The sequence below is a fragment of the Streptomyces sp. NBC_00385 genome, from assembly GCF_035917155.1.
Lineage (GTDB): Bacteria > Actinomycetota > Actinomycetes > Streptomycetales > Streptomycetaceae > Streptomyces > Streptomyces poriferorum.
Genome location: NZ_CP107951.1, coordinates 3,442,430 through 3,458,302 on the forward strand (window position 1 = coordinate 3,442,430; position 15,873 = coordinate 3,458,302).

At 71.4% G+C, this 15,873-nt stretch carries 17 protein-coding genes; 8 read left to right on the top strand and 9 right to left on the bottom strand.

Annotation, left to right across the window (positions count from 1 at the left end):
* Nucleotides 1–61: 61 nt before the first annotated feature.
* The 5 genes from OG959_RS15125 to OG959_RS15145 form a co-directional block, all read right to left on the bottom strand.
* Nucleotides 62–754 (bottom strand): demethylmenaquinone methyltransferase, encoded by a 693-nt coding sequence (locus OG959_RS15125; RefSeq protein WP_326658686.1) that lies wholly within the window; start codon nucleotides 752–754, stop codon nucleotides 62–64.
* Between the two features lie 70 nt (nucleotides 755–824).
* The gene (locus OG959_RS15130) at nucleotides 825–2,084 is read right to left on the bottom strand and encodes an ABC transporter permease (RefSeq protein ID WP_442805572.1); all 1,260 of its coding nucleotides are present in this window, start codon (nucleotides 2,082–2,084) and stop codon (nucleotides 825–827) included.
* Nucleotides 2,081–2,773 carry an ABC transporter ATP-binding protein gene (locus OG959_RS15135; RefSeq protein ID WP_326658688.1) on the bottom strand — a complete coding sequence of 231 codons (693 nt, stop codon included), beginning with the start codon at nucleotides 2,771–2,773 and terminating at the stop codon, nucleotides 2,081–2,083. The genes OG959_RS15130 and OG959_RS15135 overlap by 4 nt, the downstream gene beginning before the upstream one ends.
* Nucleotides 2,770–4,179 (bottom strand): peptidoglycan-binding domain-containing protein, encoded by a 1,410-nt coding sequence (locus OG959_RS15140; protein ID WP_326658689.1) that lies wholly within the window; start codon nucleotides 4,177–4,179, stop codon nucleotides 2,770–2,772. Before OG959_RS15140 ends, OG959_RS15135 begins: the two co-directional genes overlap by 4 nt.
* A 23-nt stretch (nucleotides 4,180–4,202) precedes the next feature.
* The gene (locus OG959_RS15145) at nucleotides 4,203–4,718 is read right to left on the bottom strand and encodes a hypothetical protein (RefSeq protein WP_326658691.1); all 516 of its coding nucleotides are present in this window, start codon (nucleotides 4,716–4,718) and stop codon (nucleotides 4,203–4,205) included.
* A 266-nt stretch (nucleotides 4,719–4,984) separates the two neighbouring features.
* Between OG959_RS15145 and OG959_RS15150 the strand changes: the two genes are divergently transcribed.
* The 7 genes from OG959_RS15150 (at nucleotide 4,985) to OG959_RS15175 (ending at nucleotide 10,266) form a co-directional block, all read left to right on the top strand.
* Entirely contained in the window at nucleotides 4,985–5,410 is a 426-nt protein-coding gene (locus OG959_RS15150) for a peptidase inhibitor family I36 protein (RefSeq protein ID WP_326658692.1), read from the top strand.
* 112 nt (nucleotides 5,411–5,522) lie between these two features.
* Entirely contained in the window at nucleotides 5,523–6,494 is a 972-nt protein-coding gene (locus tag OG959_RS15155) for a hypothetical protein (protein WP_326658694.1), read from the top strand.
* Nucleotides 6,495–6,700: 206 nt separating this feature from the next.
* On the top strand, nucleotides 6,701–7,015 hold the full coding sequence (locus OG959_RS38685) for a helix-turn-helix domain-containing protein (protein ID WP_442805742.1): 315 nt from the start codon (nucleotides 6,701–6,703) through the stop codon (nucleotides 7,013–7,015).
* 125 nt (nucleotides 7,016–7,140) lie between these two features.
* A complete protein-coding gene (locus OG959_RS15160; RefSeq protein ID WP_326658696.1) occupies nucleotides 7,141–7,650 on the top strand; it encodes a SigE family RNA polymerase sigma factor in 510 nt (169 codons plus the stop codon).
* Between the two features lie 16 nt (nucleotides 7,651–7,666).
* Complete coding sequence (locus tag OG959_RS15165) at nucleotides 7,667–8,578, top strand: hypothetical protein (protein WP_326658698.1); 912 nt, start codon at nucleotides 7,667–7,669, stop codon at nucleotides 8,576–8,578.
* On the top strand, nucleotides 8,568–9,455 hold the full coding sequence (locus tag OG959_RS15170) for a DUF3152 domain-containing protein (RefSeq protein ID WP_326658700.1): 888 nt from the start codon (nucleotides 8,568–8,570) through the stop codon (nucleotides 9,453–9,455). The genes OG959_RS15165 and OG959_RS15170 overlap by 11 nt, the downstream gene beginning before the upstream one ends.
* A gap of 115 nt (nucleotides 9,456–9,570) precedes the next feature.
* A complete protein-coding gene (locus OG959_RS15175; RefSeq protein WP_326658702.1) occupies nucleotides 9,571–10,266 on the top strand; it encodes a DUF3152 domain-containing protein in 696 nt (231 codons plus the stop codon).
* 40 nt (nucleotides 10,267–10,306) lie between these two features.
* Here the strand turns inward: OG959_RS15175 and OG959_RS15180 are convergent, their stop codons facing one another.
* The 4 genes from OG959_RS15180 to OG959_RS15195 all read right to left on the bottom strand — a co-directional run bounded on the left by OG959_RS15180 (nucleotide 10,307) and on the right by OG959_RS15195 (nucleotide 15,203).
* Nucleotides 10,307–10,951: an imidazolonepropionase-like domain-containing protein gene (locus tag OG959_RS15180; RefSeq protein ID WP_326658704.1), complete on the bottom strand. Its 645-nt coding sequence runs from the start codon at nucleotides 10,949–10,951 to the stop codon at nucleotides 10,307–10,309.
* Between the two features lie 7 nt (nucleotides 10,952–10,958).
* On the bottom strand, nucleotides 10,959–12,158 hold the full coding sequence (gene mqnC / locus OG959_RS15185; RefSeq protein WP_148020145.1) for a cyclic dehypoxanthinyl futalosine synthase: 1,200 nt from the start codon (nucleotides 12,156–12,158) through the stop codon (nucleotides 10,959–10,961).
* 72 nt (nucleotides 12,159–12,230) lie between these two features.
* The gene (locus tag OG959_RS15190; protein ID WP_326658707.1) at nucleotides 12,231–14,036 is read right to left on the bottom strand and encodes a serine/threonine-protein kinase; all 1,806 of its coding nucleotides are present in this window, start codon (nucleotides 14,034–14,036) and stop codon (nucleotides 12,231–12,233) included.
* Between the two features lie 288 nt (nucleotides 14,037–14,324).
* Nucleotides 14,325–15,203: a menaquinone biosynthetic enzyme MqnA/MqnD family protein gene (locus tag OG959_RS15195; RefSeq protein WP_326658709.1), complete on the bottom strand. Its 879-nt coding sequence runs from the start codon at nucleotides 15,201–15,203 to the stop codon at nucleotides 14,325–14,327.
* A 376-nt stretch (nucleotides 15,204–15,579) separates the two neighbouring features.
* Between OG959_RS15195 and OG959_RS15200 the strand changes: the two genes are divergently transcribed.
* Nucleotides 15,580–15,783: a cold-shock protein gene (locus OG959_RS15200; RefSeq protein ID WP_003967102.1), complete on the top strand. Its 204-nt coding sequence runs from the start codon at nucleotides 15,580–15,582 to the stop codon at nucleotides 15,781–15,783.
* Nucleotides 15,784–15,873: the final 90 nt, after the last annotated feature.

Genomic DNA, 15,873 nt, shown 5'->3' on the forward strand with positions numbered 1-15,873 from the left:
AACTCGAATCCCCGGCACCGGATTTCGCCCGGCGGCCCCCGCCGGGCGCCCCCGGACGCCGTCAGGCGCGAACGCCCCGGTGCAGCGCGACGATGCCACCGCTGAGGTTGCGCCAGGCGACCTTCGACCAGCCGGCCTGCTGGAGCCTGGACGCCAGCCCGGCCTGGTCGGGCCAGGCGCGGATCGACTCGGCGAGGTAGACGTACGCGTCGGGGTTGGACGACACCGCACGCGCGACCGGGGGCAGCGCCCGCATCAGGTACTCGGTGTAGACGGTCCGGAACGGCGCCCAAACCGGCTGGGAGAACTCACAGATGACCACCCGGCCGCCCGGCTTGGTCACCCGGTACAGCTCGCGGAGCGCCGCGTCCGTGTCCTGGACGTTGCGCAGCCCGAAGGAGATGGTCACCGCGTCGAACGTCTCGTCGCGGAACGGCAGCTTCGTGGCGTCGCCCGCGGTGAACGGCAGCCAGGAGTTTCGCTTCTTGCCCTCGCGCAGCATGCCGATGGAGAAGTCGCACGGCACGACGTACGCGCCGGTCGCGGCGAACGGCAGCGAGGACGTCGCCGTCCCGGCGGCCAGGTCGAGGACCTTCTCCGCGGGCCGGGCGTGCACCGCGGCGGCGACCTCCTTGCGCCACAGCCGGGCCTGGCCGAGCGAGAGCACGTCATTGGTGAGGTCGTAGTTCGCCGCCACGTCGTCGAACATCGAGGCGACTTCGTGCGGCTGCTTGTCCAGGGAGGCTCGGGTCACCCACCCATTCAAGCAGCCCGGCCGTGCTGCGGCGGGGCGGGTCCGCTGCCGGGGAGCTCTGCGCCGCCGATCAGCGGCGCAGTGCCTCGGCGGGCTCGACACGGGACGCCCGCCACGCCGGATACAGCCCGGCCAGGACCCCGGTGAGGAGGCCGATCGCGGGGGCCGCCGCCGCGGTCGCCGGGTGCACGACCGGGGTCCAGTCACGGGCCAGGGCCACGCCGACCACCGTGACCACGCCCAGCGAGGTCCCGATCAGACCGCCGAGGGCCCCGAGGACCCCGGACTCGGCGAGGAACTGCAGGGTGATGTGCCTGGCCCGGGCGCCGAGCGCGCGCCGCAGGCCGATCTCTCCGGTGCGTTCCAGGACCGACACCAGGGTGGTGTTGGCGATCCCGACGGCCCCGATGACCAGACAGATCCCCGCCAGGAGCAGGAACAGCTGGCTCAGGTCCCCGCTGACCCCGGAGCGCAGTACCCGGGGATCCGGCGGGGGGACGGCCTTGAGGTATTCGGGGTGGTCGGGCCGCAGCGCGGTCGGTGCCAGCCGGGCGACCTGTTGGGCGGCGCCCAGGTCGGTGGAGATCAGCATGGCCGCGCTGCTGCCCTCGGGCGGGCCCCAGACCTTCTCCGCTGTGGTGCGCGGGACGACCACCGACAGCAGCAGGTCGGCCTTGCGTTCGGTGTTCTCGATGATCCCGGTGACGGTGAACGGCTGGTCCCCGACGAAGACGGCGGGCCGGGTCTCCAGCGTGGTGATGCCGAGCCGGGCCGCGACGCCTGATCCGATGACCGCGACGAACGCCCCGTCACGGGACATGAGGTCGTCGTAGATCCGCCCCTGGGAGAGCGTGGGTTCGGCCGCCTCCAGTACGCCGGGGGACGCGGCGACCACCTCCGTCCTCCCGCCGCCGACGGCCCCGCCCACCGGGGCGGAGCGCACGGTGACGGTGTCGGCCAGGCGGACCGGCCAGTAGACCCCGGCGCTGCGGACCCCGTTCAGCTGCTCCACCCGTGCATCGGCGTCGGGCGGGAAGGCGGGCCCGGCGAACTCGTTCTGCTCCGAGGCCGTGTCCTCGACCGACACCTCCGTGGCGCTGAGGGAGTCGAAGCGGGCGTCGATCTGCGAGGAGGCGGTGGCGGTCAGCCCCAGGATGGCCACGAACGTGCCGACGCCCAGGACCGTGCCGAGAGCCGTCAGCGCGGAGCGGGCGGGGCGCTGCAGCATGCCGGCGAGTGATTCGCCCAGCAGGTCGCCGAAGGAGAACACCGAGGGCCGCACCACCGGGCCGGTCCGCCGGCTGCGCAGACGGGGCACGCCGCGGATCATCCGGCCGCCGCCCCTTCGCGCTCGCCCAGGACCCCGTCGCGGATCGTGACCGTACGAGCGCCGCGCCCCGCCACTTCCGGGTCGTGCGTGATCACCAGCACCGTCATGCCGTCCGCGTGCAGTTCCGCGAGCAGCGCCAGCACGGACTGCGCGTTGGCGGTGTCGAGGTTGCCGGTCGGCTCGTCGCACAGCAGCAGGGAGGGCCGGGCCACCAGCGCCCTTGCGATCGCCACCCGCTGGCGCTCCCCGCCGGACAGCGTGGTGGGCAGGGCCGCGACCCGGTGCCCGAGTCCGACCCGTACCAGCGCCGCGTGCGCCCGCTGCCGGCGCTCCTTGCGGGGCACGCCGCTGTAGATCATGGCCAGCGTGACGTTCTCCAGGGCGCTGCGGTGCGGCAGCAGATGGAAGGACTGGAAGACGAAGCCGATCCTGCGTCCGCGCAGCGCAGTGCGGTCGCCGTCCTTCAGCGCGCCGGTGTCCAGTCCGTCGAGGAGGTACGTCCCCGAGGTGGGCGCGTCCAGCAGTCCGGCGATGTTGAGGAACGTCGACTTGCCCGATCCGGACGGTCCGACGACGGTCACGAACTCGCCGCGGCGGATCACCAGGTCGCAGGGCCGGAGGGCGGCGACCGGCGGTGGTCCCGGGTAGGTCAGGGCGGCCTGCCGGAACTCGATGACGGGCGCGGTCACTTCCGTACCCCGGTGACGACCCGGTCGCCCGCGCGCAGGGCGTTCGTCACCACGGGCGCGACGGCCACGAAGCCGTCGCCGGAGGTCCCCGGACGTATCTCGACGCGCTTCTGCGCACCGGACCCGGCCCGTACGGTCACCACTGTCCGGCCGTCCGCACCCGCCGTGATCGCGGTGACCGGAACCACGAGGGCCTTGCCGCCGGTGGAGGCGGCCTCGATGGTGAGCCTGACGTCCTGGCCGTTCAGCCGGGCGTCGAGCGCCTTGTCCGGCGTGATCTGCACCAGGTAGCCGGACGGGCCGGTGGCCGGGGCGCCGCCGCCCTCCGCCCCCGCCGCGACGCCGCTCTCCTCGGCCGGGGCGGTCTGCGTGTCCGCGACGCGGGAGACCTTCGCCCCGGCCGACACCCCGGACACCTCCGAGTAGATCTCCACGTCCTGCCCGGCGCGCAGCAGCCCCTTCTGGTACTCGGGGACGTGCGCCTGCACGACCAACCGGCCCGAGGAGAGCGTCATGGCCGTTCCCGACACCTTGCCGCCGACGAGGCCCTGCACCGCGTTCACCCGGGCCGGAAAGCTCTTCAGGAACACCGCCTCGCCCGCGGGAAGCATCGGGCCCGACTTCGCCAGAACCTCGGCGTGGACGGCCCGTGCCTCGTCCAGGTCCTCCGTGGCGCGTTCCACGGCCTTGCGCGGATCACCGGGCACGTCGCCGTCGTCCTTCGCCGCCGACCGGGAGTCCTTGGCGTCCTCCAGCGCCCGCTCTGCCGAACGCACCGCGGCCGCGGCGGCCTTGAGCCCCTCGCCGTCGTCGTCCTGGGCCGGCAGCGGGTCGTAGCCGATCGACGCGTAGAAGGAGCCGAGCGCCGCCTTGGTCCCCGCGCCGAACGTGCCGTCCGCGTCAGACGTGGTGGGGTGCCCCAGTTCCCGGAGTGCCTTCTGGAGCTGCTCGACGTCCTCCCCCTCGCTGCCGGGGCGCAGGTCCCGGTAGACGGGCAGCCCTCCCCGCAGCACGAACACGGGCCTGCCGGACACCTCCATCAGCAGCCGGCCGCTGCGCAGGACGTCGTGGGCCCCGACCGCCAGCTTCGTGATGACCGCCCCGGTCGCACCCTCTTCACCGGCGGACACCTGGGGTGAGACGTTCACCGTCTGCCCGGCCCGTACCTGGCCCCGGGTGATCACCGACGACACCAGGACGCGGTGCTCCACCGCCGCGGTCAGTACGTCCTCCGCCGGTGCGCCGGCCTCCGCAGCCGCCTGCGCGGGTGACTTGATGACCATCGACGCGCCGACGCCCGCGGCGCCGAGGAGCAGGGCCGCCACGGCGACGGCGACGACCCATCGCCGTCGGCGGCCGAACCCGCCGTCGGCCTCCTTGTCGGTGCCGCTGTTGTCGTCACTCATCGAGGAACTCTCCCGCCCGGCCATCACCCGCCGGCCGAAAGGTCTTCGCCCCCGGGCTGCCTGGGATCACAGATCTGACGCGCCTCGCGATAGTCGGGGTTCGTCTTCATCTGGTAGGACAGCTCGTTGCTGAGCGGGAAGTCGCCGTTCGGGGCGGGGTCCGGGTAGTCCTTCACACCGTGCTCCCGCAGGCACGCGCTCAGCTCTCTGGCCCGCGCCATGTCCTCCTTCGACGCGGGCACCATCGACGGGCTGGGAAGAAGACCCACGCACTTCTTCTCCGCCGTCAGGATGGCCGCGTCGTTGCCCTTGCCCTTCTCGACCCGCAACGCACCCCCGTCCGTCGTTTCCAACGGGATCCCCTCGCCCTTCAGGCACGTGTAGTACGCGGCCTCGTCCGCCCCCTGGGTGGTCTCCGGTGACGACGTGGTCCTGGACTTCACCTCCCCTGACCTCGCCGAGCCCGAGCAACCGGCGGTCACCAGCGAGAGCAGTACCAGCGACGCGGCGGCTCCGGCGACAGCGGGGACTCGGTGCATACGGAACTCCCTGAAGGGGGGCAGCAGAGGGGAAGGCGGTCGCGGCGTCGGGCGTACTACCTGCCCGCCAGAGCCCAACTCTCGCTGTCGGCAGGCGCTTTCGAGAGAACGCGACGGGCCCGGGAGCACGACGCTACAGAGCTGCCGCAGGGCCGACAACTGTCCTCGAGGCCAGTAGCCAGATCCATGCACGACGCATTGGATGGATGGCGCTCACGCCCCAACGGGCCAAAATTCCACCGGTCCAGCACCCGAAGGAGCACCTGATGCCCCGTTCAACTGCTATACGGCGCCTGACTGGCATCGCCCTGGCCGCGACCGCGGTCACCGGGCTGACGCTCACGACGGCCGGCACCGCGTCGGCCGCGACCCACAAGAACGGAAACGTGGAGAGCGGAGAGTTCGGTCTCTACTACAACTCCAACTACGCCGGCTGCGTCTTCGACCTCCTCAACGAGGACGGCAACTTCGCCGACAACCGCTTCATCTCGTCGACGAGCTCCCAGACCTGCCCCGGCCAGGGGCAGATCACCAACGACAACACCGCCTCGTACTGGAATCGCGATGTGACGGCCTGGGACGTGTACACCGACGCCGGCCGAAAGGGGATCCACGGTTACGTGCCCCTCAACTACTACGGCAACGCCTCCGCGACGTACAAGAACGAGATCTCGTCGTCCTACCCCTTCTGACCGTCGGGGCGGCTTGCCCCACCCGCACACCAGCACCGCTGTTCTGCCCGTAAGCGCCGGGCAGAACAGCGGCTGCCACATCGTACGACCAGGCCGTCCCCGAAGGATCCGCATGCACCCGCTCTCCGGCCGCCGCCACCTCCACCGTTCGCTCGGTGCGGTCTGCGTCGCCGTCCTCCTTGCCGCCTGCTCCTCCTCCGCCGACACGGGGCAGGGCGACGAGACATCGGAACCCGAGATCTCGGCCACCCCTCCGATGTCCGGCACCGTGGGCCTGGAACTCCCCCTGGACACCTATGACGTCACCCGGGAGGAAGCCAACGCGCTCCAGGAGGGCCAGGGCGTCCTCATCTCCCGGTGCATGGAGCGCTTCGGCTTCCGTTACAGTCTCCCGCCGAGACCCGCCGCCACCGCTACGAGGGAGGCGAACGCCCTGATCTTCGGAGTGGTGGACGAGAACGAGGTCGCCCGGTACGGCTACAGCGCTCCCGAAGACGCACAGCCGTCCCGGCGCACTCCGCAGAACCTCACCCCTTCAGAGGAACTCGCGCTGAACGGCGCACCGGATCTGAAGCCGCCCGACATGCCGAAGAGCCAGGCGGAGGCCGTGAAGGACGGCGGTGGCAAAGAGCGGATCAACGGCAAGGCGGTGCCCGTCGGCGGCTGCGGTCGTGAGGCCTTCCTCAAGCTGTACGCCCCCGAGCCGAACGCCGTGGACGCCATGTACGTGTTCAACCTCAAGGCCCAGGCGGAGTCCCGGGCGCGCGAGGATTCCCGTACGAAGGCCGTCAACAAGCACTGGTCCGACTGCATGGCGCGCAGCGGCCACACCGCGACGGACCCCATGAACGCCACGACGGAGCTCGGAATCGCCGACGACGCCCTCGCGTCCCCCGCCGCCATCACAGCGGCCAAGGCCGATGTCGGGTGCAAGAAGGAGGTCAATCTCGTCGGCATCTACTTCGCCGTCCAGTCCGCCTACCAGAATCGGCTGATCGACAAGAATGCCGAGACGCTCGACCTGGCAAAGAAGCAACTGACGGATCGGCTGAAACTCGCCGCTTCCCTCATTTCGGCACCCTGAACAATCTGCACCATTTGCCGCCGACGCACGTCCTGATCCGTCCGCATCGCGGCCCTCTCCCGGAATATCCGCCCCCTCGTGCTAGATTCCTGCCGCTCTTGAACCAGCACCCTGGGGGGGGAATCATGACGGTTCATTGCCTTGCCTGTGCTGCCCCGATCCTTGACGGGCCGTACGAAGACCCGTCCGAGGATCAGCTCGCCGCAATGTCTCTCCGGCGGCTCACGCCTACGGAGGAGCAGCTTTTCGCGACGCTGCACCGTGCTCCCTCGAACGAGGAAGTCGCGGCCTGTCTGCACGTCACCGCACGGACCGCGAAGTTTCATATCGCCAATATCCGTTCGAAGCTCGGCGGAATGTCGAGACTTCAGCTCTGCCTCTTGTCCGCTCTGCACCACAGAGGCCTTCTGTCTCTCTGTGATTCCTGCATGCTCCTGTTCACATCCTGGCCGGCCGGCGCCGAATCCACCGTGCCCGAACTTGTTCCGCAGGAGCTGGCGGGCAGACAGGCCGGCCCCTGAGCACACCTGCCCCGCCACGCCTGCCCCGCGTTCGGGCACCGATCCCGATCCGGCTTCAACCTTTCCGGCCCGTCGGCACTCAGTAAGAGACGTAGTGACCACCGACAGACCGCAGAGGAGGCCGGATGACAGCCGGACGCAGCCCGGACGCCACTGGCTTCGAGGAGTTCGCCCGCGTAGGTCAGCGCCGGCTGTACCGCACCGCGTATCTGCTGTGCGGGGACGCCGACGCCGCCCGTGATCTGACCCAGACGACGCTGGCGAAGCTGTTCCAGCACTGGGGCCGGGCGAGCGCGGCCGACCATCCGGACGCCTACGCCCGCACGGTGCTGACCCGTACCTACATCGCCGAGCGCCGGCGCCGGCTGCGGGACTTCCGTGCCCACACGCCGATCGCCGCGCCCGCGCCCGCGGTCGGCCCCGAGCTGACGGTCACGCTGCTGGCCGCGCTCGCCGAACTGCCGCCCCGGGCCCGGGCCATGGTCGTCCTGCGGTACTGGGAGGACCTGAGCGTGGAGACGGTCGCCGAGCTGCTGCGCTGCAGCCCGTCCACCGTGAAGAGCCAGTGCTCGCGCTCACTCGCCACCCTGCGCACCCGTCTGGGCGACGCACGTCTCTACACCACCCGAAGCTGAGGAGACCGTCGTGGACATGTTTACTGACCGCTCCCCCGGCCGGGGCCCGGACCCCGAGGCCGATGACCTGCTGATCAGGGCGGCCATGGAGCAGGCCGCCGACGGCGCGCCGGCTCTGCCCGATCTGGTGCCCGTCGCCCTGGTCCAGGGCCGCAGGCGCCGCAACCGCGCCCGTGCGACCGTCGGGGCGGGGGTGACCGGTGTGCTGGCCCTGGGCGTGTTCGGCGCGGTGGTGTCGATGTGGAGCCCGGAAGGGGGTACGCAGCCGACGGGGACCTGGTCCGCGGCCTCGCAGAGCACGACCGTCAGCCCGCCGCCGTCCCCGGCCGCGACCGAGACCCCCCAGCCCGTCCGCACGCCCGTGCACATCGAGCCGACCCCCGGCGAGACGGGCATGGCCGACCTGCCCCCGGCCGAACGGGCCCGGCAGGAGCAGTTCCAGCAGCAGGCCGCGGCGCTGCTCGACGAGCTGCTCCCCGGGCGCCTCGGCACGGTCCGGCCGGTCGATCTGGCCGTCAACCGGTACCAGGCCGGGCGGGACGGCAATACGTTCCCCGTCATCTTCTCCGTACGCCCCAAGGCCGCGCCGGGAGAAGCCACCCCCGCCGATCCGCCGTGCCGTGACATTCCGTCGAAGGGTCTCCGGTGCCGGTCCGCGATGCTGCCCGGCGGCATCGCCTTCCGCTCCGTCACGGCGGTAGGAGACACGAAGGAGTCGTATTCCATCACCAGCGTCGACCTCCGCTTCGGCTACGGCGACAGCACCGTCAGGCTCTCGGTCGGCGGGGACGACTCCACCATGGTGTCGGCGCCGGTCAACGCGGAACAACTGGTCACCGCTGTCTCCGACTCCAGGTTCCTGGAGCTCGTGAAGTACGCGGACAGTCATCCCATGGAAGACAAGGAGCACACCGTTCGTGGCGGCTGACAGAGGACGTCACCAGGCGTCGTCGCGTGGCCGGGGGCGGCGGCGCTCCCGGCAGAAGGAGCGGCGCGGCCGGATACGGGCACTGGCCGCGGTACTCGTCCCGGCGGCGCTGATCGGCGTCGTCGTGATCGCCGCTCCCCGGTGGGCGGGCGGGGACGACCCGTCGGCCGCGGCGGCCGCTCCGGAGCCCTCGGACGCACGCCCGGGCCCGGCGCCCGCCCGCACGTCCCCCTCACCCGCCGCGAAACCGAAGGGAAAGCCGAAGCCGGCCACCGTGTCCCCCTCCCCCTCCCCCTCCGTCACCGCCATGCCTCCCCGTATCCCCGCGTCCGGACCCGGTACGTTCACGGTCGCCCGCGCGGGGACCTCCTCGGGCGGCGGGAACGCCTACCGGGTCGAGGTCGAGGACGGTTCCGGCGTCGACCCGGACACGGCGGCCGCCCTCATCGCCGACGTGCTGGCCGCGCCGCGCGGCTGGGCGCACGGCGGGGCACGCTCGTTCCACCAGGTGGCGGAGGGGCCCGCCGGGATGGTGGTCCGTATCGCCACCCCCGCGACGACCGACCGCATCTGCGGGGCGGACGGCCTCAACACCCATGGCGAGGTCAACTGCCGGGTGGGCGAGAAGGTGATGGTCAACCTGAAGCGCTGGCAGACCGGTTCGCCCGAGTTCCACGGTCCGCTCGACGAGTACCGCGCCCTGATCATCAACCACGAGGTCGGCCACTGGCTCGGCCACGGCCACGAGACCTGTCCCGGCAAGGGCCGCCCCGCCCCCGCGATGATGCAGCAGATCTACGGCCTCAAGGGCTGTGTCGCCAACGCCTGGCCCTACGACGCCGCAGGGCAGTACCTCGGCGGCCCCTCCGTTCCGTGACGGTCCGCCGGACCCGTGTCCGGCGATCAATATGGTTGTGGACTGAACCAATTGGTCCCGGCGCCGGTCCTTATAGCGGGGAAGGAAAACCGCAGAGGACTGGGGAGGGGCGCGGATGTCCGCAGGGGATGTGCGCCGGGGAGGGCAGCGGGAACGCGGCCGGAACCGGCTGTTCGCCAAGGCCGCCGTGCCGGTGGTACTGGTGGCGGCGGCCGTCGTCGGCATCCGGTGGAGCGGTGGCCACGATCCGAGCGCCTCCTCCGCGGCCGCCACCTTCACGGTCGCCCGCGAAGGTGTCACGGAGACCGGCACGGGAGACGCATACCGGGTCGAGGTGGAGAAGGGCTCCGGACTCGACGCGGACCGGGCCGCCGCCGAGGTCGCCCGCATCCTGGCCGCGCCGCGCGGCTGGTCGCACCACGGCGAGCACTCCTTCCGGCAGGTCGCCGAGGGCCCGGCCGGACTGGTCATCCGGATCGCCACCCCCGCGACCACCGACCGAATCTGCGGGAAGGGCGGCCTCGACACGCACGGCGAGGTCAACTGCCGGGTCGGGACCGACGTGATGGTGAACCTCAAGCGCTGGGAGGCGGGTTCGCCCGAGTTCGACGGTCCGCTCGCCGACTACCGTGCCCTGATCATCAACCATGAGGTCGGCCACTGGCTCGGCCACGGCCACGAGACGTGCCCGGGCAAGGGCCGCCCCGCCCCCGCGATGATGCAGCAGATCGACGGCCTCAAGGGCTGTGTCGCCAACGCCTGGCCGTACGCGGCCGACGGGAAGTACCTCGGCGGCCCTTCGGTCCCGTGACACCGGGGGCAGGGCCCGGTTCTCCTGCCGGCCCCCGTTCCTATCGGCCCCGGTACACCAGTCGTCCCGCCGCCACCGTCGCCACGCAGCTCGCCGCGCCCGCCGCCAGCAGTGCGGTCTCGTCCGCCACGTCGAAGGCCGCGAGATCGGCCCGTCCCCCGACAGCGAGCGGCGCAGCCGTCGCGTCGGCCACCGCCCCGGCCCCGGCCAGCGGGTCGAGCCGCGGCGCGGCGCCGGGACGCTCCGGAGCGCCGGTGACCAGCAGCCCGGACCGGCGCATGGCCGTGATCAGGGCGGGCGGTGAGGTGGGGGCGGCCGTCGCCGCGGTCGTGCCGTGCCGGAGCATCCGGTGCAGCCCGCGCCGCACGCTGCCGGCCCGCCAGGTGTCGTCCGGCCCGAGCGCGTCGAGTGCCTCGCCGGTCAGCGGCGCCGTGCCCAGGGTGTCCGCCTCGCGCGGATCGGGGAAGTACGACTCCTGGAGAAGCCGGGCCGCGTCCCGTTGCAGGAGCCCCGGGGTCAGGACGCCCGGCCAGCGCCGGACCCGGGCGGCGGGGTGGGCGGCGGCCAGTTCCCCGTACGGTCCGAAGTCCGCGACGACCGTGTCCCGCACGGCGACCGCCCCGCCGGGCACGGGTGCACGGCCGCCGCCCGGCAGGAGCAGGGCGGCGGCGTGAATGGTCAGCAAGACGGCTCTAGTTGGCGTTGAGGAGCTTGAGCTCCGGGTGGGCCGTGCCGCCCTCGATCGCGGTGGACGAGATGTGCGAGACGACGCGCTCGTCGACCGGGTCGTTCGCCGGGTCGTCATGGACGACGAGGTGCTCGTACGTGGTGGCGCGCTGGGCCGGAACCCGGTCCGCCTTACGGATCAGGTCGATGATCTCCAGGCGGTTGGAGCGGTGCTTGGCACCGGCGGAGGAGACGACGTTCTCCTCCAGCATGATCGAGCCGAGGTCGTCCGCGCCGTAGTGCAGCGACAGCTGGCCGACCTCCTTGCCGGTGGTGAGCCAGGAGCCCTGGATGTGGGCGACGTTGTCCAGGAAGATCCGGGCGATGGCGATCATCCGCAGGTACTCGAAGAGCGTGGCCTGCGTCTGACCCTTCAGCTTGTTGTTCTCCGGCTGGTACGTGTACGGGATGAAGGCGCGGAAGCCCCCGGTCCGGTCCTGTACGTCGCGAATCATGCTCAGGTGCTCGATGCGCTCGGCGTTCGTCTCGCCGGTGCCCATCAGCATGGTGGAGGTCGACTCGACACCGAGGCCGTGGGCGATCTCCATGATCTCCAGCCAGCGCTCGCCGGACTCCTTGAGCGGGGCGATCGCGGTGCGCGGCCGGGCCGGGAGCAGCTCGGCGCCGGCGCCGGCGAACGAGTCGAGCCCGGCGGCGTGGATGCGGCTGATGGCCTCCTCGGCGGAGACCTTGGAGATCCGGGCCATGTGCTCGATCTCGGAGGCGCCCAGCGAGTGGATGACCAGCTGCGGGAACGCCTTCTTGATCGCGGAGAAGTGCTCCTCGTAGTACTCCACGCCGTAGTCCGGGTGGTGTCCGCCCTGGAACATGATCTGCGTGCCGCCGAGCTCGACCGTCTCCGCGCAGCGGCGCAGGATGTCGTCGAGGTCGCGGGACCAGCCCTTGGCGGTGTCCTTCGGCGCGGCGTAGAAGGCGCAGAACTTGCACGCCGTGACGCACACGTTCGTGTAGTTGATGTTGCGCTCGATGATGTACGTCGCGATGTGCTCCGTACCCGCGTAGCGGCGCCTGCGCACGGCGTCCGCGGCCGCGCCCAGGGCGTGCAGGGGCGCCGACCGGTAGAGGTCGAGGGCCTCCGCCGGAGTGATCCGGCCGCCTTCGGCGGCTCGGTCGAGGATGGGCTGGAGGTCGGCCTTCTCGGTCACCGGGCTGTCACCTTTCGGCGGTTTTTCAACGGATCTACGGACCGGTTCAGCGTACGCCAGCCCTGCTCCGGGTCATTGGCCGGACCGGGTCAGCGTGCCGTACGGAAGTCCGGCGCCCCGCTCGTCCGACCGGTATCGCAGGGTTCCGTCGGCCGTGAGGGTGAAGTGGACGTCGGAGACCGTGCTCGTGCACAGGCCCGCAGTGCTGGGCCGGTCCGGATCGGCACGTTCCCGCAGCGTCAGTTCCTTGTCGCTGCCGGAGGTGAGGGAGGCGATGCTGTTGCAGCTGACCTCGATGCCGAGGGTGGAGACCGTCGTGTTCATCGTGACGACGTCGACGCCCTTCCTCCCCTCCTTGAACACCGCGGTGAGCGTGCCGTGCGGCTGGCCGCTCGTCTTCTCGGTGACCGGTCCCTTCCAGGTGCCGATGAAGCCCTTGGGGACTTCGGTGACCTGCCCGGCGCCGCCGGTGGCGGAGGTCGTGGGTCTGGGTGTCGGTGTGGGTTCCTTGTCGGAGGGGGTGGCGGCGGGGGCCGTGCCGGTGTCGGTGCCCCCGTGCTCGGCCGTGTCGGAGCCGCTGCCGCCCGGCACCAGGTCGAAGAGGAAGGCGCTGCCCACGGTCACCGCGGCGAGCGCGCCGGCCACCGCGAGGGCGACGGTGCAGCTCAGCCTCCGCCCGCCGCGCTCCCCCGGACCGGACTCGGTGCTCATGCCGACGCTGAACCGGGGATCGGAGGTGCGCTGCCCGGGCACCCCGCCCGTCCCGGCGGAGGGCGGATACGGCGGCGGGGTCGGGCCGGGCGTGGCGTACGGGCCTGCTGCGGGGTACGGGCCGGGCGTGGCGTACGGGCCTGCTGCGGGGTACGGGCCGGGCGTGGCGTGCGGTTCGACCGGCGGGCCGAACACACCGGGGGCGGCGCCCCCGTTGAACCCGAACGACGCCTGGGTGAACGGCACCGGCCCCGACTGCACCGACCCCTCCTGCGGTTCCAGGTCGAGCAGCGCGACCGCCGACCGGCTGACCTCGCGCACCAGCGGACCGGGCAGCCAGCCCGCCGCCACCGCGGCCGCCGCACCGCCGGGCACCAGCTGCCGGGCGAGCTCCGCCGGGGTGGGCCGCCCGGCCGGGTCCTTCTCCAGGCAGGAGGCGATGACGTCACGCAGCCCGCCCTCCATCTCACCGAGTTCGGGCTCCTCGTGCACCACCTTGTAGAGGAGTACGGCGGAGGAGTCACCCAGGAAGGGAGCGGACCCGGTGGCCGCGTACGCCAGCACCGCGCCCAGCGAGAACACGTCGGCCGCGCCCGAGACGTCCAGACCGCGGATCTGCTCCGGCGCCATGTAGCCGGGCGAGCCGACCGAGACGCCGGTGGAGGTGAGCGAGGCGGTGGCGTCGATGGCCCGGGCGATGCCGAAGTCGATCAGCCGGGGGCCGTCGAGGGCGAGCAGCACGTTGGACGGTTTCACGTCCCGGTGGATCAGGCCCTGTCCGTGGACGGCGGCCAGCGCCTCGGCGAGCCCGGCGCCCAGGGTGCGTACCGCCTGCTCGGGCAGCGGCCCGTGCTCGGTGACGGCTTCCGAGAGCGGCGGCCCGGCCACGTAGCCGTGGGCCACCCACGGCACGGGGGCGTCCGGGTCCGCGTCCAGGACGGGTGCGGTCCACTGCCCGCCGATCCGCCGCGCCGCGTCCACCTCCAGCCGGAACCGGGCACGGAACTGTTCGTCGAGCGCGAAGTGCGGGTGTACGACCTTGACCGCGACGGTCCGGCCGCCCGCGCTGCGCCCCAGGTACACCCGGCCCATTCCGCCGGCCCCGAGTCGGCCGAGCAGCCGGTAGGCACCGATGCTCAGCGGTTCGCCGGCTTCGAGCGGCTGCATATGAGGACTCCCTTGTGGACCGGCCGGACCTCCGACCGAAGCCTAGGGGCGAAGGTCATCGGGTCACAGGGGAAACCATCCGCCGATTTCGTCCCCAAGGGAACGAACGGCGCCATTCACCACAACAAAAGGCGTGAATGTGCCGTTCCCCGGTTCGATTACGGGAGGGATCGGAGGCGTACTCCCGAGCCCTCCCGCCAATCGGCCATTCACTGCGAATTCACCCGAATCGATATCGGTATCCGCACATCCGCACGGGCCGCACATCCGGCAGCCGTCAAGCAGCCGTCAGCCGCCGAGCAGTTCCACGTTCACATCCGCGGGGAAGCCCGTGGTCGGGCCGGTCCGGCGGGCGAACTCCGTGACGCCGGCCAGCTGGGCCGGGCCGAAGCGGAAGTCGAGGGTCGTGAAGTAGCGCTCCAGGAGCTCCGCGTCGAAGGCCTCCCAGCGCGCGGCCTGCTCCGCGACCTTGGTGACCTCCTCCAGGGACACGTCCCGCGAGGCCAGGAACGCCTCGTGCACCTTCTTCACCGCAAGGGGTTCGGCCGCCAGGTAGTCCTTGCGCGCGGCCCAGACGGCGAAGACGAACGGCAGCCCCGTCCATTCCTTCCACATCGCGCCCAGGTCGTGGACCTGGAGCCCGAGCCGGGGGGCGTCGTGCAGATTGGCGCGCAGCGCGGCGTCACCGATGAGGACGGCGGCGTCCGCCTCCTGCATCATCAGGCCGAGGTCGGGCGGGCAGGTGTAGTAGTCGGGCGTGACGCCGAACCGCTCGGCAAGCAGCAACTGCGCCAGCCGCACGGAGGTGCGGGAGGTCGAGCCGAGCGCGACACGGGCCCGGTCGAGGTCCTCCAGAGGACGCTGCGACACGATCACGCACGACATCACGGGCCCGTCGCACCCGACCGCGATATCGGGGAAGGCGACCAGGTCGTCGGCGTTGCGGAGGAACTCCACGAGGGTGACGGGACCGATGTCCAGGTCGCCTCTGATCAGCTGCTCGCTGAGCTTCTCCGGGGTGTCCTTCGAGAGCTCCAGATCGAGCAGGGTTCCGGTCCGTGCGAGCCCCCAGTAGAGGGGAAGGCAGTTGAGGAACTGGATGTGGCCGACGCGCGGCCTGCTGCGACGGTCGTCGCCTGCGACGGTTGAGACGGTTGAATTGTCCACATCGCGAGGCTAGACCCGCGACCGGCGGACGGCCTCACCGGGGGCGCGCGGCGTCGCGCCGGGCCCCTCGTCCGGCGCTCCGGGAATGGTCGCCGAAGGGCCGTAGAAGGGTCTCGGAAGGCCTCTCGGGAAGGGGCCGGGAGGCACCCGGAAGGAGCCTCCCGAGCGCTCATCCGCACGGCTGCCAAACATCCGATTGAAGTGATCTTTCCCTCTACCGTTCCCCACATGCTGCGTGCTAGGCTCATCGCCAAGTTGCAGTTTGGTTTCCCTTGCAGTACAGAGCCTGCGGAGCATGTAACCCGCAGGCTTTTGTAGTTTTCAGACTTCTTTGCAGGTTCTGGAGCAGGGCAACCCTTTGGCCCAAGGAGGGCTTATGGCTACCGGAACCGTCAAGTGGTTCAACGCTGAAAAGGGCTTCGGCTTCATCGCCCAGGACGGCGGCGGCCCGGATGTCTTCGTCCACTACTCCGCGATCAACGCGTCCGGGTTCCGCTCCCTCGAGGAGAACCAGGTCGTGAACTTCGACGTCACTCAGGGACCCAAGGGTCCGCAGGCTGAGAACGTCACCCCGGCCTAGTTGCCCGGGTCGGCCGATCGCGGCCGGTAATGCAGTACCCAAGGAGCCCCGCTCCCCCGCCTCGGCGGGGGAGCGGGGCTCCTGCCTGTA

Bases quoted from the DNA above. Each gene is read 5' to 3' on its own strand.
- OG959_RS15130 (WP_442805572.1), bottom strand. From the start codon at position 2,084: ATGATCCGCGGCGTGCCCCGTCTGCGCAGCCGGCGGACCGGCCCGGTG.
- OG959_RS15140 (WP_326658689.1), bottom strand. From the start codon at position 4,179: ATGAGTGACGACAACAGCGGCACCGACAAGGAGGCCGACGGCGGGTTC.
- OG959_RS15145 (WP_326658691.1), bottom strand. From the start codon at position 4,718: ATGCACCGAGTCCCCGCTGTCGCCGGAGCCGCCGCGTCGCTGGTACTG.
- OG959_RS15150 (WP_326658692.1), top strand. From the start codon at position 4,985: ATGCCCCGTTCAACTGCTATACGGCGCCTGACTGGCATCGCCCTGGCC.
- OG959_RS15155 (WP_326658694.1), top strand. From the start codon at position 5,523: ATGCACCCGCTCTCCGGCCGCCGCCACCTCCACCGTTCGCTCGGTGCG.
- OG959_RS38685 (WP_442805742.1), top strand. From the start codon at position 6,701: ATGTCTCTCCGGCGGCTCACGCCTACGGAGGAGCAGCTTTTCGCGACG.
- OG959_RS15160 (WP_326658696.1), top strand. From the start codon at position 7,141: ATGACAGCCGGACGCAGCCCGGACGCCACTGGCTTCGAGGAGTTCGCC.
- OG959_RS15165 (WP_326658698.1), top strand. From the start codon at position 7,667: ATGTTTACTGACCGCTCCCCCGGCCGGGGCCCGGACCCCGAGGCCGAT.
- OG959_RS15175 (WP_326658702.1), top strand. From the start codon at position 9,571: ATGTCCGCAGGGGATGTGCGCCGGGGAGGGCAGCGGGAACGCGGCCGG.
- OG959_RS15190 (WP_326658707.1), bottom strand. From the start codon at position 14,036: ATGCAGCCGCTCGAAGCCGGCGAACCGCTGAGCATCGGTGCCTACCGG.
- OG959_RS15200 (WP_003967102.1), top strand. From the start codon at position 15,580: ATGGCTACCGGAACCGTCAAGTGGTTCAACGCTGAAAAGGGCTTCGGC.